This window comes from Williamsia herbipolensis, assembly GCF_000964005.1.
GTDB classification, from domain to species: domain Bacteria; phylum Actinomycetota; class Actinomycetes; order Mycobacteriales; family Mycobacteriaceae; genus Williamsia_A; species Williamsia_A herbipolensis.
In genome coordinates this window covers 199518-219436 of record NZ_JXYP01000020.1, presented here as the reverse complement: position 1 = coordinate 219436, position 19919 = coordinate 199518, and the positions used below count along the sequence as shown (strand labels likewise).

Here is a 19919-nt window from a genome sequence, read left to right as displayed (position 1 = left end):
CTTACATTCAGAACATGAATACTAGAACGACAATTCTAATTGAGCGCAGCCGGGTCCCCCTGTGGGCGAGGCGACTGTCGTGGGCCGCGTTCTGGGTCACGGTCCCCTCGGCGGTGTGGCGGGTGTTGATGATCGTCGGACTGATGCCCGGTACGGCCGGGCTGCGGGAGTTCGAGCTCGCCGACGATGCGGTGGTCGGCTACGTCTATGTGTTCGGACTCAGCATCGTGCAGCTCGGTGCCGCGTTCCTGACCGTCGGTCTCGTCCAGCCCTGGGGTGAGGTGTTCCTGGGGCGGCGGGTGCCTCGAGTGCCGGTCGTCGCGGCGGGCATCCTCGGCGGCCTTGCGGTGACCTGGCTGTTCACCATCTCGATGGTGTCCCAGGTGCTGACCGGTCATCGCCCCGACGCCGGTCATGTCCACGGCGTGCCGCTGGCCGTGATGGTCGCGTGCTACCTCCCAATCGTGTTCTGGGGCCCGCTCGAACTCGCCGCGACCTACGCGTTCTGGCGCCGAGGGCGGACCGTCGATGTGCCCGGAGCACAATCGCGGGCATGACCTCGCTGAACAAGGACACGACCGTCTGCATCTCGTTGTCGGGACGGCCGTCGAACATCGGGACCCGGTTCCACAACTTCCTCTACCGGGAGCTCGATCTGGATTTCCTCTACAAGGCGTTCTCGACCGATGACATCGAGGGTGCGATCGCGGGGGTGCGCGCACTCGGTATCGGTGGCTGCTCGGTGTCGATGCCGTTCAAGGAAGCCGTCATCCCGCTCGTCGACGTGATGGAGACCTCGGCCGCATCGATCGAGTCGGTCAACACCATCGTCAACGACAACGGCACGCTGACCGCGTCGAACACCGACATGGAAGCGGTCGCCGCACTCATCGACAGCCACGGCCTCGACGCCGCCGCGCCGGTGGTCGTCCGCGGCTCGGGTGGCATGGCGAAGGCAGTCGTGGCCGCGTTCCGGTCGGCGGGCTTCGACGATCTGACGGTCGTCGCACGCAACGAGGCCGCCGGGACGGCTCTGGCCGACAAGTACGGCTACCGCTGGGCCACCGAGACGCCCGATCTCGACGGGCCGATCCTCGTCAACGTGACCCCGCTGGGCATGGACGGCGCCGACGCCGACACCCTCGCGTTCGACACCGCGCAGATCGCTGCCGCGCGGACCGCGTTCGACGTGGTGGCGTTCCCCGCCGAGACGCCGTTCATCCGCGCCGCGCGACACGCCGACGTCCCCGTGGTCACCGGCGCCGAGGTCATCGCCCTGCAGGCCGCGCGGCAGTTCGAGCGGTACACCGGCGTCGCGGTGACACCCGACCAGGTGGCTCGGGCATCGGAGTTCTCCCGACAGGTAGTGTCCGGCGGGTGAATTCGACCCCCGTTGTGCTGTCCGTGAACGCCCGTCTCGCCGCCGAACTGGCGGTGGCCGAGCACCAGGTCGCCGCCGCGGTGGGGTTGCTCGACGAGGGGTCGACGGTCCCGTTCATCGCCCGGTACCGCAAGGAGGTGACCGGCAGCCTCGACGACGCACAGCTTCGACTCCTCGAGGAGCGCCTGCGGTACCTGCGTGAACTCGACGAGCGCCGCGCCGCGGTGCTCGCGGCCATCGACGAGCAGGGCAAGCTCACCGACGACCTGCGCGCCGCGCTGAACGCCGCCGACACCAAGTCGCGGGTGGAGGACATCTACCTGCCGTACAAGACCAAGCGTCGCACCAAGGCGCAGATCGCGCGCGAGGCCGGTCTCGAACCCCTCGCCGATCGACTCCTCGCCGACCCGTCACTGAACCCCGAGGCCGTCGCGGCCGAGTACCTCGGCGACGACGTCGCCGACAGCGCCGCCGCTCTCGACGGTGCGCGGTTCATCCTCATCGAACGTGCCGCCGAGGACGCCGACCTCGTGGGTGCCACCCGCGAGAAGTTCTGGACCGACGGGGTCCTGCGTACCGCTCCGCGCACCGAGGAGGCGGCGAAAACCCCTGCCGGGCAGAAGTTCCGTGACTACTTCGACTACTCCGAGCCGCTCGAGCGGATGCCGTCGCACCGCGTTCTCGCCGCTCTGCGCGGCGACAAGGAGGAGGTGCTGTCGCTCACGTTCGACGGCGGCGACGATGACGCCTACCAGGCGATGGTGGCCCGGTCCCTCGGCGTCGACTTGTCGCACCCGGGACCGGCGACCACGTGGCTCGCGACCACGGTGCGGTGGGCCTGGCGGGTCAAGTTGATGCTGACCGCCGAGAGCGACGCCCGCATGCGGCTGCGCAAGAAGGCCGAGGACGACGCCGTCGCGGTGTTCGCCCGCAACCTCAACGACCTACTGCTGGCGGCGCCGGCCGGCGCGCGCACCACCCTCGGCCTCGATCCGGGATTCCGCACCGGCGTGAAGGTCGCCGTCGTCGACGGCACCGGCAAGGTGGTCGACACCTGCGCGATCTTCCCGCATCAACCGCACAAGCAGTGGGACACCGCCAAGGCGACGCTCGCCGCGCTCGTGACGCGCCACGGCGTGGACCTGATCGCCATCGGCAACGGCACGGCCTCCCGCGAGACCGACGCACTGGCAACCGAACTCATCGCCGAGATCGGCGAGGCCGGCGGCCCAGCACCCGCTAAGGCGATCGTCAGTGAGGCGGGCGCGTCGGTCTACTCGGCATCGGAGTACGCGAGTCGTGAACTCCCGCAGCTCGATGTCACGCTGCGCGGAGCGGTGTCCATCGCGCGACGCCTGCAGGACCCGTTGGCCGAACTGGTGAAGATCGACCCGAAGTCGATCGGTGTCGGCCAGTACCAACACGACGTGAACCCGGCCACCCTCGCCCGCAGCCTCGACGCCGTGGTGGAGGACGCCGTGAACGCCGTCGGTGTCGACCTCAACACCGCGTCGGTGCCGTTGCTGTCGCGCGTCTCCGGTGTCTCGACCACGCTCGCCGAGTCGATCGTGGCGCACCGCGATGCGACGGGGCCGTTCCCCACCCGCACGGCGTTGCTCGACGTGCCGCGACTGGGGCCCAAGGCCTTCGAGCAGTGCGCGGGATTCCTGCGCATCAGCGACGGTGACGACCCGCTCGACGCGTCGGGCGTGCACCCCGAGTCGTATCCGGTGGTACGCAGCATCCTCGACCGCTCGGGCGTGCAGTTGGCCGAACTCATCGGTGACACGAGAACACTGCGCGCACTGCGCCCCTCGGAGTTCGCCGACGACCGCTTCGGTGTCCCGACGGTCACCGACATCATCGCCGAGCTCGAGAAGCCCGGTCGGGATCCGCGACCGGCGTTCGCCACAGCCACCTTCGCCGCCGGGGTCGAGAAGGTCGCCGACCTGAAGCCGGGCATGGTGCTCGAGGGGGTGGTCACCAACGTCGCCGCATTCGGTGCCTTCGTCGACGTGGGTGTGCACCAGGACGGGCTGGTGCACGTGTCCGCGATGTCGAAGACGTTCGTCTCGGATCCGCACGAGGTGGTGAAATCCGGTCAGGTGGTGAAGGTGAAGGTCCTCGAGGTCGACACCGACCGCCAGCGCATCGGCCTCACCCTGCGACTCGACGACGAGGTCGGTGCCCCGAAGCAGTCGACGCAGCGACCCCCGCGCGACCGGGGATCGAACAAGAGTCCGCAGAAGGGGCAGGGCCGCTCCGACAAGGGCGGTCGCGGTGGCGACCGACGTGCCGCGCCCGCACCGACCGGTTCGATGGCCGACGCGTTGCGCAACGCCGGCTTCGGTCGCTGAGATCGTCCGTCTGGAGCTCTGCCTCCGGCATGGTGCCGGAACCGGCGCTCAGAACGGACGATGTCGGTCGGTGGCAGCCGTCGGGGCCTGCGCGAGTCAGTTCTGTGCGTCGAAATCTGATCGTGCACGCTCGATCTCGTCGAAGTGCTGCGCGGCCCAGGCAAGCAGAACGTCGACGGGCTCACGCAAGGTCTTGCCGAGCGGGGTGATGCGGTACTCGACGGCGACAGGTCGGGAGCTGACCACCACCCGCTCGACGATGCCGCTTCTCTCCAGCCGGCGAAGCGTGGCGGTGAGACTCTTCTGCGTCACCGTGGGTATGGCGCGTCGCAACTCGTTGAACCGGCAGGGTCGTTCGCAGAGTTCGTTCAGCACGTGCAATGACCACTTGTCGAGGACGTGATCGAGCAGTTCTCGGTGGGGTGACGAGATGGTCAGATCGTCGCTGTGGTGGCGGGCGGAGGTATCGGTCATGAAACCTGGTCTCGTTGAAGTGTCCTGGCTGTACTAGGTATCAAGAACATACCTAGTACGTCGACATCAGGAGAAGCAGCATGAGCGTTCGCCTTTTGAGTCCTACCGGTCTGATGACGCCGGTGCCGTATCACCACGTTGCGAGCGGTACCGGCAGTCGCCACATCCATGTCGCGGGCCAGATCGCACGCACGGCCGACGGGATCCCGGTGGCACCCGGCGACCTCGCTGCGCAAGTGGCGCAAGCGCTGCGCAACACTGCGATCGCACTGGCCGCGGCCGACGCCTCGTTCCGCGACGTACTCCGCCTCACGTTCTACGTCGTCGGGTGGGACCCGTCGATGATGGACGAGTTCATGGCCGGCGTGGAAGGGGTTGCGGCCGAGATCGCGCTGCCGCAGCCGATGCCGCCGTCGTCCCTGATCGGCGTCGCGATGCTGTTCGAGCCAGAGGTGCTCGTGGAGGTCGAGGCCACTGCGATCGCCGAATGATCGTCGTGGGCGTGCGGCTTCAACGATCGTCGCGATGTCGCCGGGCCTCATCGATCACGTCGTCGGCCGAGCGGCGACCCGCGTAGGCCTGCTCCACCGGCGACAGGCGGTAGCCCCACCGTTCGAGTTGGCCCAGGTAGGCGACGACCCCTGGGTCGGCCGTGTCCTCCCACGATTTCTGGGTCATGGTCCATTCCAGACCTCCTCATGGGTGCTGACGTCGTCGCCCATTGCGACCGATGCGCGGTCGATGTGCACGGTCACGGTGTCGTCCATCTCGCCTCCGGGTCGACATGGATCACACCACGCGTGCGGTCCTCACGGCGCGGCCGTCGAATCAACGTCCCCGACTCCGCAGATAGGTGGCCAGGGCGGTGATGGTCGCCGGATTGCGCGGACTCTCGACCAGAGCGGCGTAGGGGAACGACACGATGTTGTTCTCGCGGACCGCTGTGGTCCCGGCCATGAGGGGTTGGGCGCGCAGCTGGGCGGTCTTGGCCGCGACCGTGTTCGCCTGCCCCGCGCCGTAGTCGACGATGACGATCACCTGCGGATCGTCCTGTGCGGCGGCCTCCCACGACACCGACGTCCACGAGTCGTCGAGCCCGGAGAAGACGTTCGTGCCACCCGCCTCGGCGATGATCTCATCGGGCGCGGCGTTGCGGCCGGAGGTGAACGGGGCGGGATCGGCGCTGTCGAACAGCAGCACTCGGGCCCGGCGATCGGCCGTCGGTGCGGTGGCGGCGGCCTGGGCAACCTCTCGCCTGTACCCGGCGATGAGGGCCGAGGCGCGATCTTCGACGCCGAAGATCCGGCCGAGGTTGGTGAGGTCGTCGTAGAGCGCGTCGAGCGGACGGGTGATCCCGCGTCGGGTCGATCCGGGCTGTCGGCACGCCTCGGTCAACTGATACGGCGTCGCACCGATCGTCGAGATCCATGCCGGCGTCACGCCGGTCGACTCCTTGAAGCCGTAGTTCCATCCGGCGAACACGAAGTCGGGCGCCGCCTTCTGGATCACCTCGCGCGTGAACGCCGTGCCGAGCGAGGGCGTCGATGCGAACTCCGATCGCCACGGCGAGGATGCGATGTCACGCTCCTTGCCCTCGTAGGTGGTGTAGCCGACCATCCGTTCCTGCAGACCCAACGCGAACATCATCTCGGTGATGCCGGTGTCGTTGGTGAGCACCTTGTTCGGGCGCGACGGAACCGTGAGCGGTGCACCGCAATTGGTGACCGTGACCGCCGCGCCGGACGACGTCGGCGCGGCGGGGTCGGACACCGTGGCGCCACACCCGCCGACCGCGAGTGTCGCGCTGAGCGCCAGTGCGGCGCGAGCCAGGAAGCGTCGTGTCATCGGGTGGTCCCTTCGTCGAAGATGATCTGTGGAACGCGCAGGCGTGGATGGGTGACGATGTGGCACCCGATACCGAAGAAGCGGGTGATGGTGTCGGCGGTGAGGACGTCGGCCGGTGTCCCGCGCCGCACGATGCGCCCGTCGGAGACGACGACGAGTTCGGTGCAGAACTGGGCGGCGATGTTCAGGTCGTGCAGTGCGGCGATCACGGTGATGCCCCGCGCACGGGCCGCCTTGAGCACCGCGAACTGGTGACGGACGTCGAGGTGGTTGGTGGGTTCGTCGAGGACCAACACGCGGGTCTGCTGGGCGAAGGCGCGCGCGATGAGGACCCGCTGCGACTCACCGCCGGAGCTCGGCGAATCGTCGGTGCCCGAAACCGCCTATACCGGCATCGATCATGGCGCGTTCGCAGATCTCGCGATCGGCGGCGGTGGCCGACCGGAGAAGGCGGATGTGGGGTAGTCGACCGGTGGCGACCACCTCGGCGACCGTGAAATCGAGGGTGAGCGCCGAGGACTGGGTGAGTGCGGCGACCTGACGTGCGTTGTCGCGCAGCGAGGTCGCGACGATGTCGGTGCCGTGCACGGTGACCTGGCCACTCGACGGTGACAGGGCTCGGAACAGGCAGCGCAGTATCGTCGATTTCCCGCTGCCGTTGGGTCCGATGACGCCGAGGAACCCGCCGTCGGGCACCGACAGCGACAGGTCGTGGACGATCTCGGTGTCGCCCAGGCGGATCGACACGTCGCAGTAGGCGACGGCCGGCGTCGCCGTGGTGGCGTCCGGGTCGGGGGTCATGTGGTCACTCGTTCGCGGCGGCGCATCAGTGCCACGAACACCGGCACCCCGACCGCGGCGGTGATGGCGCCGATCGGCAACTCGTACGGCGGCACCAGGGTGCGGGAGACGATGTCGGCGACCACCACGAACACCGCACCGAGCACCGGGCTGAGCAGGAGCACGCGGCGGTGGTCGGCGCCGACGAGCAACCGTGTCACGTGCGGCATGATCAGGCCGACGAACCCGATGGCGCCGCAGACGGACACGATCACACCGACGATGACGGCCGACACCACGAACAGTGCCAGACGGAATCGGCCGGGATGGACGCCGACGCTGGCCGCGACATCATCGCCCATCGACAGGGCGTTGAGGTGACGTGCGCACGCGCTCGCGAGCACCACGCCGACCACCGACACCGTACCGACCAACCACACCGAGTGCCACGTGGCCGCGGCGAGACTGCCCAACAGCCAGAACATCACGCTGCGCGCGGCGTCGCCGGCGGGCGCGAGGAAGACGAGAAGCGTCGTGATGGCCGAGAACCCGTAGCCCAGTGCGGTTCCCATGAGTACCAGCCGGGTCGGTTCGAGTCCGCCCGCGCTGCGGGCCAGCACGAGCACGATGACCGTGGCGCCCAACGCGCCGAGGAACGCCGCCGAGGGCAGCGCATAGAGGCCGAGGCCGCCGAGGGCGCCGAACAACACCACGGCGGTGGCGCCCACCGACGCGCCCGAGGAGATGCCCAGGATGTACGGGTCGGCCAGGGCGTTACGGACCAGTGCCTGCACCACGACACCGACGACGCTGAGCCCGGCGCCGACGAAGATCGACGTGAGGACCCGGGGGAGTCGGGAATCGGTCACGATCCGGTAGCCCGGGACGTCCTGCGGGGCGATGGTGCCGCCGACGACATCGGCCCACAGATAGCGCACCGCCTCGGACGCGGGGATGTGCACGCTGCCGACGATCATCCCGACCACGGAGACGGCGACCAGCACGAGCAGGGACAGCGCGACCGCCGTGCCGACACCGGGGCGGCCGCGTACCTGCATCCGATCCCTTTCCGTCTGTGCGGAAAAGGGGTGCAGACAGCCACGACAGGTTCACGAGGCGCCGCACCGGCCATATCCCACGAGGCCGATGAGCGGTCGCATCGTCCGACGCGACCAACGGCGGCAGGTCTTCGGACTCTCGGGCACGGCATCTGTCTCGATGCCACCTACCGGCGACTGCTTCCCGGCCGGGGCCAGTGCATTGCTGTCGCGTCGTTCCCGATCACCGCTGCGGGGCAGTTCCGGACTCGCACCGGATTCCCTCTTGCGGTGCTCCCGGAGAAACCAGACGACCGGGAGCACACCGACGTCGGGGCAGAACTTACCCGAGCCCGTGGCCGCCCCGGGTCAGCGCCTCGGCTCGTCCTCGGTGAGCAGGGCCTTCATGTAGGTGAAGAGTTCCTTGTCGGTGAGCGCCCGCCACTGCGGGGCCAGCAGCTTCATGTACTTCTCGACGTAGAGGAGCTGCTTGCCGACCAGCACCAGCTCACGCGGTAGCCGCAGGTCGTAGGCCTTGGCCAGCGTGGCGAGCTGGGTGCCCAGCGCCGTGTACGACATCCCCGCGAGGTCTTTGCCCGCGATGGGTGCGGTGAACCGTCGCATGTCCTTCGCGCCCTCACGGGTGCTGCCCGGGTTGCGGACCGCGCCCAGGGTGAACAGGGCTCGGCCGGCGGCCTCGTAGTCGTTGCGCACCATCAGGTCACCGACCAGGCGCCGCATGATGCGACGGGTGCGAGGGGTGAAGCGTCCGACGATGCCGAAGTCGAGCAGGACCAAGCGGCCGTCGGAGTCGACGAGGACGTTGCCGGCGTGCAGGTCGCCGTGGAAGAGGCCGCCGTGGAAGGCCGACTCGAGGAAGACGAGCAGCAGATTGCGCACCAGCGCTGTGCCGTCGTGGCCCGCAGCGCGTACGGCGCGCGCGTCGTCGATGCGGATGGCGTCGACGTACTCCATCGTGAGTACCTCGCCGGTGGTGAACTCGTGGTGCACGGTCGGTACCCGCACGCGATCGGCGAACGGTGTGTCGGTGAGACCTGCGACGAACTCGTCCATCGCCTGCGCCTCGTTGCGGAAGTCGAGTTCGGCGTCGAGGCCGGTTGCGAAGTCGTCGACCACGTTGCGCGCGCTGAGCATCCGGCCGTACGGCGACAGTTCGAGCAGATCGGCGAGCCTCTCCAGGATCGCGACGTCGGCGGCGAGTCGGGTGGCGATGCCGGGCCGCTGCACCTTGACCACGACCCGTTCGCCGCTGTGCAGCGTCGCGGTGTGGACCTGCGCGATCGACGCCGACGCGATCGGCACGGCGTCGAACTGTGCGAACACCTGCGACGGCGGGGCGCCGAACGCATCGGTGAGCACCTTCTCGATCACGGCGATCGGTGCGGGGGCCACCCTGTCGAGCAGGGTCTCGAACTCCCGCGACAACGCCGGGGTGAACACACCCGGGCTCGAGGCGATCAGCTGCCCGAGCTTCACATACGTGGGTCCCAGTCGCTCGAAGACGTCGCGGACCTCTCGGGCCGCACGCTCGGGCAGTGGCTTGCGGGACCGGAAACCGACGGCCACCTCGCCGACGCCGCGCGCCAGTTGGAAGGCGGTGATGCCGACACGGCGCGCCTCGGCGATCGGCGACACATGCGGGAGGTGGACGTGTACGTGCGCTGAGCCGGCGGCCACGGGGGCCAGCTCGGTACCGGGTTCACGAGTCATGGTCTTCGCAGTATGCAGTGGTGAGGTCATGGGTGGGTCGAGGTCGGGGACACGAACAAGGCGAGAGAACTCGCCGTCGGCGATGGTGCCGAACCCGAGGGCATCAGTCAAAGCGAACCGATGCGGGCGCCCGGGGTCGTGACCGGGCACACTGGTTCCCCTGAACCGCGTGAGAACAGGGGGTCGGCCATGCCCGGCGAGGGAACCGCACTGACCAAGCTCGGATTCCTGACGATCGGGCGGTTCGCGGAGTCGTCGCCGCGCGACGGCCACATGGAGACGATCGACACGATCCGACGTGCCGAGGACCTGGGCTTCGACTCGGTGTGGCTGCGCGACCGGCACCTGCAGTACGGCATCTCCTCGCCGGTCGCGGTGATGGCCGCCGCGGCGATGGTCACCTCACGGATCGAACTCGGTACCGCCGTGATCCCGCTCGGACTCGAGAACCCGTTCCGTCTCGCCGAAGACCTCGCCACGGTCGACGTGCTGTCGAACGGACGCATCAATCCCGGTGTGTCGGTGGGCACCCCCATGCGCTACGACGACTACCGGCACGTGCTCTATCCCGACACACACGACGTCGAGGACTTCTCGAAGGAGCGCGTGCTGCGCCTGCTGCGTTGCCTCCGCGGCGATCCGGTGAGCGACTTCGAGGGCACCGTGGGCATCGAGTCGTTCTCCCGACGCGTGCAACCGCACTCGCCCGGCCTCGCCGACCGCGTCTGGTACGGCGGCGGTCTGGGTTCGGCCACCTGGGCCGGTGAGCAGCAACTCAACTACCTGACCTCGTCGGTGGTGTTCACCGAAGGCGGTCCGGCGCGGGATTTCGCGACCATCCAGGCCGAGCACATCGACGCCTACCGCGCCGCGCATCCCGATCCGTCGCGTGCGCGGGTGTCGCAGGGGCTCGTGGTGATCCCCACCGACACCGCGACCCCTGATCAGATCCGACGCTACGAGGCCTACGCGGAGAGTCGTTTCGCGCGAACGCTCGAACCGCAGGGACCCCGGGGGATGGTGTTCGCGCCCGATCTCGTCGGACGGTCCGACGACCTCGCCGCCCGCCTCTACGAGCACGCGGGCTTCCAGCGCGCCACCGAGGTCGCCTTCGCACTCCCGTTCTCGTTCGAGCCGGACGACTACGTCCAGATCATCACCGACATGGCGACGCGTCTCGGCCCGGCGCTGGGGTGGACACCGGCATGAGCGACGCGCTCTCGCCGGCGCGGACAGCCGATCTCGTCCGTCTCCGCCGCATCAGGGATCGCATCGACCGCGAGTTCGCCGCGCCGCTCGATGTGGAGGAACTCGCGCGCGGCGAACACATGTCGGCGGGACACCTCAGCCGACAGTTCCGCGCCGCGTACGGCGAATCGCCCTACAGCTATCTGATGACCCGGCGCGTCGAGCGGGCGATGGCGTTGTTGCGCCGCGACGAGATGAGCGTGACCGAGGTGTGTTTCGCGGTCGGGTGTTCCTCGCTCGGGACGTTCAGCACCCGTTTCCGCGAGTTGGTCGGGGTGTCGCCGAGCGCGTACCGACGCGACCACGGTCAGTCCGTCGCGGGAATGCCGGCGTGCGTCGCCAAACAGGTGACCAGACCGGTCAGGAATCGAGAAGCGCGGGCGGCCGGCACCGTCTTAGCCTGAGCGCCATGACGATCAGCATCCATTCGAGCTTCCTCCCGCACACCGATCACGAGGCCGCGATCGGCTTCTACCGCGACATCCTCGGCTTCGAGATCCGCAACGACGTGGGCTACAACGGCCTGCACTGGCTCACCGTCGGTCCGGCCGACCAGCCCGACACCTCGATCGTGCTGTACCCGCCCACCGCCGACCCGGGGGTCACCGAGACCGAGCAGGCGATGATCGCCGAGATGATGGCGAAGGGCACGTTCGCGCGGCTGCTGCTCGCGGCGACCGACCTCGCGGCCACGTTCGACTCGATCGTCGCGGCCGGCGGCGAGATCGTGCAGGAGCCGGCCGATCAGCCCTATGGTGTGCGCGACTGCGCGGTGCGGGACCCGTTCGGCAACCTCATCCGCATCCAGCAGTCGTCTTGACCCTGTCCGTCCCGAAGCATTCTCGAGGTAGGAGCACCATGGCCCCCGCGTCCACCGCGCACGTCGCCGACAGCCACGACCTGATCTGGGTGCAGGGGGCGCGGGAGAACAATCTGCGCGACGTCGATGTCGTGATCCCCAAGCGCCGCCTCACCGTGTTCACCGGCGTGTCCGGCTCGGGCAAGAGTTCGCTGGTGTTCGCGACCATCGCCGCGGAATCGCAGCGCATGATCAACGAGACCTACAGCGCGTTCCTGCAGGGGTTCATGCCGACCCTGGCCCGCCCCGATGTGGATCTCCTCGACGGACTGACCACCGCCATCATCGTCGACCAACAGAGGATGGGCGCCGACCCGCGGTCGACGGTCGGCACCGCGACCGACGCCAACGCCATGCTGCGGATCCTGTTCAGCCGACTCGGAAAACCGTATATCGGTTCCTCGCAGGCGTTCTCGTTCAACGTCGCGTCGGTGAGCGGCGCCGGGGCCGTGAACGTCACCCGCGGCGGGCGTGAGGTGAAGAAGCGTGCCAGCTTCACCATCACCGGCGGCATGTGTCCCCGCTGCGAGGGACGCGGCTCGGTCAACGACATCGACCTCACCGCCCTCTACGACGACGCGAAGTCGTTGCAGGACGGCGCGCTGACCATCCCCGGCTACACGATGGACGGGTGGTACGGACGGATCTTCGCCGGCTGTGGCTTCTTTCCCTTCGACAAGCCGATCGCGACCTTCACGAAGCGACAACTCGACGACCTGCTCTACAAGGAGCCGACGAAGATCAAGGTCGAGGGCATCAACCTCACCTACGAGGGGATCATCCCCAAGATCCAGAAGTCGATGCTCTCCAAGGACGTAGACGCCATGCAGCCGCACATCCGCGCCTTCGTCGAACGCGCCGTCACCTTCGCCACCTGCCCCGACTGCGACGGCACCCGCCTCAACGAGGGCGCGCGTTCGTCGACGATCGCGGGGAAGTCCATCGCCGACGCGTGCACCATGCAGATCAGCGACCTCGCGGTCTGGGTCCGCGGGATCAGCGACGCCGCCGTCGCGCCGCTGATCGAGTCACTGGGGGAGACCCTCGACTCGTTCGTCGAGATCGGACTCGGTTATCTCAGCCTCGACCGCCCGGCGGGGACGCTGTCCGGCGGTGAAGCGCAGCGCACCAAGATGATCCGGCACCTCGGGTCGTCGTTGACCGACGTGACCTACGTGTTCGACGAGCCGACCACCGGTCTGCACCCACACGACATCGCCAACATGAACGACCTCCTGATCCGCCTGCGGGACAAGGGCAACACCGTGTTGGTGGTGGAGCACAAACCCGAGACCATCGCCATCGCCGATCACATCGTCGACCTCGGTCCCGGTGCCGGATCAGGCGGCGGCACGGTGTGTTTCGAGGGCACCGTCGACGGGTTGCGCTCGAGCGACACCGTCACGGGACGGCATTTCGACGACCGTGCGTCGCTGAAGGACGCCGTGCGCGAGCACACCGAGGTGATCGAGATCCGGGGCGCCGATTCCCACAACCTGCAGTCGGTCGACGTCGACGTTCCGCTGGGCGTGCTGGTGGTGGTGACCGGTGTCGCCGGTTCGGGCAAGAGTTCGCTGATCCACGGTTCGCTGTCGGGACTCGACGACGTGGTGTCGGTCGACCAGAGCCCCATCCGCGGTTCGCGACGGTCCAATCCCGCCACGTACACCGGTCTGCTCGACCCCATCCGCAAGGCCTTCGCGAAGGCCAACGGCGTGAAACCCGCTCTGTTCAGCGCGAATTCCGAGGGTGCCTGCCCGACGTGCAACGGCAACGGGGTGATCTACAGCGACCTCGCCATGATGGCGGGCGTCGCCACCACCTGCGAACTGTGCGAGGGCCGCCGGTTCATGGCCGAGGTGCTCGAGTACCACCTCGGTGACCGCGACATCAGCGAGGTGCTCGCGATGTCGGTGACCGAGGCGACCGAGTTCTTCCGGTCCGGACCGGCCGCGACACCGGCGGCGCACAAGATCCTCGAACGCCTCTCGGACGTCGGCCTGGGCTACATCAAGCTCGGTCAACCACTGACCACCTTGTCCGGCGGGGAGCGGCAGCGACTGAAGCTCGCCACCAACATGGCGGGCAAGGGCGGGATCTACGTCCTCGACGAGCCGACCACCGGGCTGCATCTCGCCGACGTCGAACAGTTGCTCGGTCTGCTCGACCGGCTGGTCGAGTCGGGGAAGTCGGTGATCGTGATCGAGCACCATCAGGCGGTGATGGCGCACGCCGACTGGATCATCGACCTCGGGCCGGGGGCCGGCCACGACGGTGGTCGCATCGTGTTCGAGGGGACACCCGCCGATCTCGTCGCCGACCGGTCGACGCTCACCGGCGAGCATCTCGCCGCGTACGTCGGGGTCTGACCGGTCGATAGTGAACCAAGCGAGCGCTTGGTTTGTTAGCGTCGCCGGGTGGGATTCCTGACGCAGACCACCCCCGACGTCGACCTGGCCACCTGGAAGACGGGCACCCGCGCGGAGAAGATCGTGCCCATGGCGCGGCACTGGGCCGAGGTGGGGTTCGGCACGCCGGTGGCACTGCACCTGTTCTACGTGGTCAAAGTGCTCGCCTACGTGGTCGCCGCGTGGCTGCTGTCGGTCGGCACCTCCGACGTGGGAGGGCTGACCGACGTCCGCGGGTGGTACGACGAGCCGGTCGTGTTCGCCAAGGTCGTGCTGTTCACGATGCTGTTCGAGGTCGTCGGTCTCGGGTGTGGTTTCGGACCGCTGAACAATCGCTTCTACCCACCGATCGGGTCGATCCTCTACTGGCTGCGTCCGGGCACCATCCGGCTGCCTCCCTGGCCTCGCCGGATCCCGCTCACCCGGGGCGACGAGCGCCGCCCCGTCGACGTCGCGCTCTACGCGGCGCTGCTGGTGTCGTTGGTGGCGGCGTTGATCGTGACCGAGCCGCCGCGCTGGCTGATCGCGGTGATCCTGGTGGTGCTGGGAGCTGCCGCGCTGCGCGACAAGACGATCTTTCTCGCCGCGCGCGGAGAGGTCTACGCCGCGCTGACGGTCACGTTGCTGTTCGCGACGGTCGACGCCATCGTCGCGGCGAAGATCGTGTTCCTCATCATCTGGGTCGGGGCGGCGACCTCGAAACTCAACCGCCACTTCCCGTTCGTGGTGTCGACGATGATGTCGAACAACCCGATCCTGCGGCCCCGGTGCATCAAGCGAGCGTTCTTCGAGCACTTCCCCGACGATCTGCGCCCGGGTCGGCCGGCACGCACGATCGCGCACCTGAGCACGGTGATCGAGATGGCGGTCCCTCTGGTGCTGTTCTTCTCCGGCGGCGGTTGGCCGACAGCGGTGGCCGCGGTGGTGATGCTGGTGTTCCACTTCGGGATCCTCTCGGCGATCCCGATGGGGGTTCCCCTGGAGTGGAACGTCTTCATGATGTTCGGCGTCCTCGCTCTGTTCGTCGGCCACGCCGACGTCGGGCTCGGCGACCTCGGGTCCCCGTGGTGGGTGATCGCTCTCGCGGTCGTCTCGGCGGGCACTGTGGTGATCGGCAACCTGTTCCCGCGCAAGGTGTCGTTCCTGCCGGGGATGCGGTACTACGCCGGGAACTGGGACACCGGGATGTGGTGCATGACGCCGTCGGCGGCGGCGAAGATGGAGGCCAACCTGGTCGCCATCGCGGCGATGCCCGCCTCCCAACTCGAGCGGGTCTACGGCGCCGGCGACGCCATGCAGATCCCGCTGTACATGGGATATGCGTTCCGCGCCTTCAACACCCACGGCCGTGCCCTGTTCACCCTCGCGCATCGCGCCATGGCGGGATTCGACGAGAGCGACTACGTGCTCACCGACGGTGAGCGCATCTGCAGCACCGCCATCGGGTGGAACTTCGGAGACGGCCACATGCACAGCGAGCAGCTGATCGCCGCACTGCAGGCCCGCTGTGCGTTCGAGCCGGGAGAGGTACGCATCGTCCTGCTCGACGCCCAGCCCATCCACCGTCAGCGGCAGGAGTACCGGCTGGTGGATCCGGCGGTGGGCGAGTTCGAGCGCGGGTTCGTCCGCGTGGCCGACATGGCGACCGCGCAGCCGTGGGACGACACGATTCCCGTACATCCTTATTTCGATCCTGAGGATCGCAAATCTGGACAGGTCAGCGGTCCGCGACGACGGTGACAACCATGACTTCCACCATCCGCGCCAGTGTTGTGCCGTTCGTGATCGAGGCCGAGGGGACCGGCGTCGCGCAGACGCTCACCTCCCAGGGCGACAACAAGCACGTCTTCGAGACCGACGCGTACCCCGCGTTCGGCGGCAAGGACGAGGCGCCCAGCCCGCTGTTCTACGCCCTCGGCTCGCTCACCTCGTGCAACCAGGTGACCGCCGCTCTCGTCGCCAAGGACCTCGGCATCACGCTGGGCAGGTTCTCCTTCACGGTGCAGGGCGACCTCGACACCCTCGTGCTCGTCAAGGGCGAGGAGGGCAACGCCAACTTCGACAAGGTGTCGGTGCGCGCCACCGTCGAGACCGACGCCACCGACGAGCAGTTCTCGACCTTCGTCTCCGAGATCGAACGTCGTTGCCCCGTCACCCAGCTCTTCGTGCGCAGCGGGCTCGAGTTCGACAACCAGTGGACGCGTGCAGATCTGAGCTGACGGCTCTCCGGCGCCGAAAATGAGGTGCCGACCGTCGGTGGCGGTGCGTAGCGTTTCTAACGATGACCGCCACCACGACTCCCCAGCCCACCCGCGCCGCGCAGGCGCGGGTGGGTTCTGTCGTGGCCGCGGCGCGCCCGGTCTCGTGGCGTCGGTTGGCGCGCCCCGCGACCGGGGCCGCGCTCGTCGCGCTGACCGTCGCCGCGATCCTGCAGGCATCGGGCACCGTCGTGATCGGACGCGTTGCCGCCGATCCCGGGTGGACGCTCGTCATGGCCCTGGCCGGATGTCTCCTCGGATACGCCCTTCTCGACACCGCCGGCCGCACCGTGTGGGCCGGGTGCGCCGATCGGGCCGAGGGTGAGCTGCGCGGCGACCTGCTGAGCGCGGCGCTGCGCCAACCACTCGACCGGCTCTCCGAGCAGGCGGTGGGCGAGGTGCTCGACCGCGTCGACGACGACACCCACGAGGTGGGCACGCTGGTGCGCCTGCAGGTGTGGGACGCCCTGCGCACCGTGGTCGGGACGGTTCCGATGCTGATCGTCGCCGGGCTCACCTGGTGGCCGGCGTTCATCATCTTCCCGGTGATGGGTCCACTCATCCTGTTCTCGATCCGACCGTTGCTGACCGAGCTGCGCGCACGGAAGGTGTCCGAGGAGATCGCCTGGACCGATCACGCCGCGGCCATGGAGGAGGGTCTCGCCGCCGCCGACGACCTCCGCACCAGCGGCGGGCAGGCCTACCTCGTCCGGCGCTGTGCCGAACTCTCCGCCGAGATCAGCCGCAGGTTCCGGCGCGTCATCGTCGCCGAGACGCGCATCACCATGCGTGCCGGCGGGCTGCTGTACGTACTGCTCGGCGGCGTGGTGGTCGCCGGGGTCGCGCTCGTCGCCGACGGCGATCTCGACGTCGCCCGCCTCATCACGCTGTACCTCGTCAGCTCCGGACTCATCGGCCAGATCAACCAGCTCGCCCGGCACCTGCCCGAACTCCAGGCCGGGATGGGCGCGGTGGTGCGTCTGCGCCAGGTCCTCGACGCGACCCCGGAGCCGACCGGTGGCGCGACGCTGCCCGACGGTCCGGTCGACATCGCCGTGCGCGGACTGTCGTTCGCCTACTCCGACGGACCGACCGTGCTCTCGGACGTCGATCTCGTGGTGGACGCGGGACAGACCTGCGCGCTGGTGGGCCGCACGGGATCGGGCAAGTCGACACTGGCCTCGCTGGTCTCCCGAGCGGTCGACCCGCCGCGGGGAACACTGTTCGTCGGCGGCGTCGACGTCTGCGAGCTCGACCTCCACGACCTGCCGTCGTCGGTCGGTGTCGTCACCCAGCGCACCGAGATCATCGCCGGCACGCTGGCCGAGAACATCGCCCTGTTCGCCGACACCTCACGCGATCGCGTGCGCGACGCTCTGGCCGACCTCGAACTCGACGACTGGGTGGCCGGATTGCCCGCCGGGATCGACACCGTGCTCGGGCCCGGCGGGACCCGGCTGTCCGCGGGTGAGGAACAGCTCGTCGCCTTCGCGCGGCTCCTGGTCCGTGACGTACGCGTGGTGGTGCTCGACGAGGCCACCGCCCGGATGGATCCCGTCACCGAGGCGCGAGTCGTGCACGCCGCCGACCGACTGCTCGCCGAGCGGACCGGCATCCTCATCGCGCACCGACTCACCACCGTGGCCCGCGCGGACACCGTCGCCGTCCTCGACGGCGGGCGGGTCATCGAGTACGGGTCACGCGTGGCCCTGCAGTCGGGGAGCGGCCCGTTCCGACGGCTCCTCGATGCCGCCGATCTCGATCCGCGCGCCGCTGACGGCACTGCGGACCAGGGTTCGCCCGGTGTCGGCGGGGTGCGCCGCACCGGCACACCCCCGACACCCCGTCCGACCGCAGGAGGATCGAGCCTCACGCGCGGCATCCGACGGATGCTGGTGACCCACCCCCGGTGGGGCGTGGTCGGGACCGCGCTGTTCGCCTTCGCCGCGATCGTCGGCGCCGGCGGCGCGCTCACCGGCTTCGTGTGGGGCCATCTCGTCGCGGACCTCCAACGCGGTCATACCCCGATCGGTCTCACCGTCGCGATGCTCGGTGTGCTGCTGAGCGCTCCGTTCGTGCTCCCCGCCGCGCTGCGCGGATTCCTCCCGTGGTGGACCGCCGTGTCGCTGCGGATCCGCATGACGGTGCTCGAGGCGCAGACGCGGTCGCACCGCCTGCCCCGTACCCCGCCCGGCGAGGTGATGTCGCGTGTCCTCGACTCCGACCGCTTCCTGCGCTACGGCGACCGGTGGATCGATGTCATCAACGGCCTGTTCGTGGTCGTCGTGACCGCGGTCCTCGGTGGGAGCGTGCTCGCCGGCGGGATCCTGCTCGCGGTCATGCTCGCCGCCGCCGCGGCGTCGGTGGTCGGACGGCCCATCGCGGGGCGGTCGGCGGCCGCCGCCTCGGCGACGCGGGCGGGGTTCGGCCGCGCCCTCGTCTCGTCGCTCGAAGGCGTGCGCACGGTCAAACTGGCTGCGGCCACCGAGGACGTGCACGCCCACCTGACCCGCGTCGACGACGGTCGCGTCGACGCCGCGGTGCGCGAACACCGCGTCCAGTCGGTGCTCATCGGGGTCCCGGTCGTGATGGTGCAGGTCGGGGTGGTGGCCGCCTGGACGATCTACCTCCTCGGCGGATGGGGTCTGGCGACAGCACTTCTCGTCTCCGGTGCGGTCGCGGGTTTCGACTACTTCGGTCGCGTGGCCGGTGCGGTCATCACCGAGGCGCCGGGCACCCGAGCGTGGCAACGCGCCACCGCCGGATTCGCCGGCGGCGCCGACCTGATGGACATCCCCGGCGGCGTCGACCTCATCGCCGGGACCGCACCCGCGGCGCCGGCCGAGCCCCGGGACCCGCTGCGGAGCCTCGAACTGCGGGGCCTCACCGCGGTCCACGACGACGGCACCCGGGGCGTGATCCGGGTCGACCTGACGTTGACGGCGGGGGAGTTGGTCCTGCTCGTCGGTCAGGTCGGGTCGGGCAAGTCGAGCCTGCTGTCGAGCCTGTGCGGACTCGTCGCGCACACCGGGTCGATCCGCTGGAACGGCACCGAGGTGGACGACGTCGAGACGTTCCTGCGGCCGGGTCGGGTCGCCCACATCGCCCAGGTGCCGCGCGTGTTGTCGGGCACCTTCGCCGACAACATCGCCCTCGACCACGACCGTCCCCTCGCCGACGCCGTGGCCGCAGCCCGACTCGAACCCGACGTCACCGCGGCCGGCGGGATCGACGCCGTGATCGGGCATCGGGGCGTGCGACTGTCGGGAGGGCAGGTCCAACGCCTGGCGCTGGCGCGTGCGCTCGCCGTGCGTCCGGAACTGCTTCTCGCCGATGACGTGTCGAGTGCGCTCGATGCCACAACCGAGGTGGAGCTGTGGGCGGGCTTACGAGAACGCGGCATGACGATCCTCGGGGCGAGCTCGAAGCGGGCGGCATTGGCGCAGGCCGACCGCGTTGTCGTGCTCGTCGACGGCACGGCCGTCGCCACCGGCGCGTGGCGGGAACTCGAGACGCGCTGGGGGCACCTCGCCGGCTGAGT

General features: G+C 69.0%; 18 protein-coding genes and 1 riboswitch. Of the genes, 11 read left to right on the top strand and 7 right to left on the bottom strand.

Annotated elements, in window-relative coordinates; genetic code table 11:
• Positions 1-14 precede the first annotated feature (14 nt).
• Genes TU34_RS11130 through TU34_RS11120 form a run of 3 tightly spaced genes read left to right on the top strand, consistent with a single transcriptional unit; the run spans position 15 to position 3738 of the window.
• Positions 15-557, top strand: a complete 543-nt coding sequence (locus TU34_RS11130; RefSeq protein WP_150116492.1) for a hypothetical protein — start codon at positions 15-17, stop codon at positions 555-557.
• Complete coding sequence (locus TU34_RS11125) at positions 554-1381, top strand: shikimate 5-dehydrogenase (RefSeq protein WP_045822918.1); 828 nt, start codon at positions 554-556, stop codon at positions 1379-1381. Before TU34_RS11130 ends, TU34_RS11125 begins: the two co-directional genes overlap by 4 nt.
• Positions 1378-3738 carry a Tex family protein gene (locus tag TU34_RS11120; RefSeq protein WP_045822917.1) on the top strand — a complete coding sequence of 787 codons (2361 nt, stop codon included), beginning with the start codon at positions 1378-1380 and terminating at the stop codon, positions 3736-3738. Before TU34_RS11125 ends, TU34_RS11120 begins: the two co-directional genes overlap by 4 nt.
• A 96-nt stretch (positions 3739-3834) precedes the next feature.
• Here TU34_RS11120 and TU34_RS11115 read toward each other — a convergent pair whose 3' ends face one another.
• A complete protein-coding gene (locus tag TU34_RS11115; protein ID WP_045822916.1) occupies positions 3835-4212 on the bottom strand; it encodes a winged helix-turn-helix transcriptional regulator in 378 nt (125 codons plus the stop codon).
• Between the two features lie 80 nt (positions 4213-4292).
• Here TU34_RS11115 and TU34_RS11110 point away from each other — a divergent pair, with 80 nt between their 5' ends.
• Positions 4293-4703: a RidA family protein gene (locus tag TU34_RS11110; protein ID WP_045822915.1), complete on the top strand. Its 411-nt coding sequence runs from the start codon at positions 4293-4295 to the stop codon at positions 4701-4703.
• Between the two features lie 19 nt (positions 4704-4722).
• On the opposite strand, the gene TU34_RS23905 is transcribed toward TU34_RS11110, so the two are convergent.
• From TU34_RS23905 to TU34_RS11090, 6 genes are all read right to left on the bottom strand, one after another.
• Positions 4723-4890 carry a hypothetical protein gene (locus TU34_RS23905; RefSeq protein WP_160298522.1) on the bottom strand — a complete coding sequence of 56 codons (168 nt, stop codon included), beginning with the start codon at positions 4888-4890 and terminating at the stop codon, positions 4723-4725.
• A 150-nt stretch (positions 4891-5040) separates the two neighbouring features.
• On the bottom strand, positions 5041-6057 hold the full coding sequence (locus tag TU34_RS11105; RefSeq protein WP_045822914.1) for an ABC transporter substrate-binding protein: 1017 nt from the start codon (positions 6055-6057) through the stop codon (positions 5041-5043).
• A complete protein-coding gene (locus tag TU34_RS24310) occupies positions 6054-6353 on the bottom strand; it encodes an ATP-binding cassette domain-containing protein (RefSeq protein WP_238981253.1) in 300 nt (99 codons plus the stop codon). Before TU34_RS24310 ends, TU34_RS11105 begins: the two co-directional genes overlap by 4 nt.
• 46 nt (positions 6354-6399) lie before the next feature.
• The gene (locus TU34_RS24305; RefSeq protein WP_275041749.1) at positions 6400-6858 is read right to left on the bottom strand and encodes an ABC transporter ATP-binding protein; all 459 of its coding nucleotides are present in this window, start codon (positions 6856-6858) and stop codon (positions 6400-6402) included.
• Positions 6855-7895 (bottom strand): FecCD family ABC transporter permease, encoded by a 1041-nt coding sequence (locus TU34_RS11095; RefSeq protein ID WP_045822913.1) that lies wholly within the window; start codon positions 7893-7895, stop codon positions 6855-6857. Before TU34_RS11095 ends, TU34_RS24305 begins: the two co-directional genes overlap by 4 nt.
• Positions 7896-8000: 105 nt before the next feature.
• Positions 8001-8219, bottom strand: a riboswitch (cobalamin riboswitch).
• Between the two features lie 24 nt (positions 8220-8243).
• A complete protein-coding gene (locus TU34_RS11090) occupies positions 8244-9635 on the bottom strand; it encodes an ABC1 kinase family protein (RefSeq protein WP_420835175.1) in 1392 nt (463 codons plus the stop codon).
• Positions 9636-9794: 159 nt separating this feature from the next.
• Here TU34_RS11090 and TU34_RS11085 point away from each other — a divergent pair, with 159 nt between their 5' ends.
• The 7 genes from TU34_RS11085 (at position 9795) to TU34_RS11055 (ending at position 19917) form a co-directional block, all read left to right on the top strand.
• Complete coding sequence (locus tag TU34_RS11085) at positions 9795-10814, top strand: LLM class flavin-dependent oxidoreductase (RefSeq protein ID WP_045822912.1); 1020 nt, start codon at positions 9795-9797, stop codon at positions 10812-10814.
• A complete protein-coding gene (locus TU34_RS11080; protein ID WP_045822986.1) occupies positions 10811-11257 on the top strand; it encodes a helix-turn-helix transcriptional regulator in 447 nt (148 codons plus the stop codon). Before TU34_RS11085 ends, TU34_RS11080 begins: the two co-directional genes overlap by 4 nt.
• A 5-nt stretch (positions 11258-11262) precedes the next feature.
• Positions 11263-11673, top strand: coding sequence for a VOC family protein (locus tag TU34_RS11075; protein ID WP_045822911.1), 411 nt, complete (start codon positions 11263-11265; stop codon positions 11671-11673).
• A 38-nt stretch (positions 11674-11711) separates the two neighbouring features.
• Entirely contained in the window at positions 11712-14081 is a 2370-nt protein-coding gene (locus TU34_RS11070) for an ATP-binding cassette domain-containing protein (protein ID WP_045822910.1), read from the top strand.
• Positions 14082-14129: 48 nt separating this feature from the next.
• On the top strand, positions 14130-15860 hold the full coding sequence (locus TU34_RS11065; protein WP_045822909.1) for a DUF3556 domain-containing protein: 1731 nt from the start codon (positions 14130-14132) through the stop codon (positions 15858-15860).
• 5 nt (positions 15861-15865) lie between these two features.
• Positions 15866-16339 carry an OsmC family protein gene (locus tag TU34_RS11060; RefSeq protein ID WP_045822908.1) on the top strand — a complete coding sequence of 158 codons (474 nt, stop codon included), beginning with the start codon at positions 15866-15868 and terminating at the stop codon, positions 16337-16339.
• 62 nt (positions 16340-16401) lie between these two features.
• On the top strand, positions 16402-19917 hold the full coding sequence (locus TU34_RS11055; protein ID WP_045822907.1) for an ATP-binding cassette domain-containing protein: 3516 nt from the start codon (positions 16402-16404) through the stop codon (positions 19915-19917).
• The last annotated feature ends 2 nt before the right edge of the window (positions 19918-19919 follow it).

Excerpts from the sequence above, each read along its gene's own strand:
- TU34_RS11130 (WP_150116492.1), top strand. The coding sequence starts at position 15 with ATGAATACTAGAACGACAATTCTAATTGAGCGCAGCCGGGTCCCCCTG.
- TU34_RS11090 (WP_420835175.1), bottom strand. The coding sequence starts at position 9,635 with ATGACCTCACCACTGCATACTGCGAAGACCATGACTCGTGAACCCGGT.
- TU34_RS11085 (WP_045822912.1), top strand. The coding sequence starts at position 9,795 with ATGCCCGGCGAGGGAACCGCACTGACCAAGCTCGGATTCCTGACGATC.
- TU34_RS24305 (WP_275041749.1), bottom strand. The coding sequence starts at position 6,858 with ATGACCCCCGACCCGGACGCCACCACGGCGACGCCGGCCGTCGCCTAC.
- TU34_RS11095 (WP_045822913.1), bottom strand. The coding sequence starts at position 7,895 with ATGCAGGTACGCGGCCGCCCCGGTGTCGGCACGGCGGTCGCGCTGTCC.
- TU34_RS11105 (WP_045822914.1), bottom strand. The coding sequence starts at position 6,057 with ATGACACGACGCTTCCTGGCTCGCGCCGCACTGGCGCTCAGCGCGACA.
- TU34_RS11055 (WP_045822907.1), top strand. The coding sequence starts at position 16,402 with ATGACCGCCACCACGACTCCCCAGCCCACCCGCGCCGCGCAGGCGCGG.
- TU34_RS11075 (WP_045822911.1), top strand. The coding sequence starts at position 11,263 with ATGACGATCAGCATCCATTCGAGCTTCCTCCCGCACACCGATCACGAG.
- TU34_RS11115 (WP_045822916.1), bottom strand. The coding sequence starts at position 4,212 with ATGACCGATACCTCCGCCCGCCACCACAGCGACGATCTGACCATCTCG.
- TU34_RS11080 (WP_045822986.1), top strand. The coding sequence starts at position 10,811 with ATGAGCGACGCGCTCTCGCCGGCGCGGACAGCCGATCTCGTCCGTCTC.
- TU34_RS11070 (WP_045822910.1), top strand. The coding sequence starts at position 11,712 with ATGGCCCCCGCGTCCACCGCGCACGTCGCCGACAGCCACGACCTGATC.
- TU34_RS11125 (WP_045822918.1), top strand. The coding sequence starts at position 554 with ATGACCTCGCTGAACAAGGACACGACCGTCTGCATCTCGTTGTCGGGA.
- TU34_RS23905 (WP_160298522.1), bottom strand. The coding sequence starts at position 4,890 with ATGACCCAGAAATCGTGGGAGGACACGGCCGACCCAGGGGTCGTCGCC.
- TU34_RS11110 (WP_045822915.1), top strand. The coding sequence starts at position 4,293 with ATGAGCGTTCGCCTTTTGAGTCCTACCGGTCTGATGACGCCGGTGCCG.
- TU34_RS11060 (WP_045822908.1), top strand. The coding sequence starts at position 15,866 with ATGACTTCCACCATCCGCGCCAGTGTTGTGCCGTTCGTGATCGAGGCC.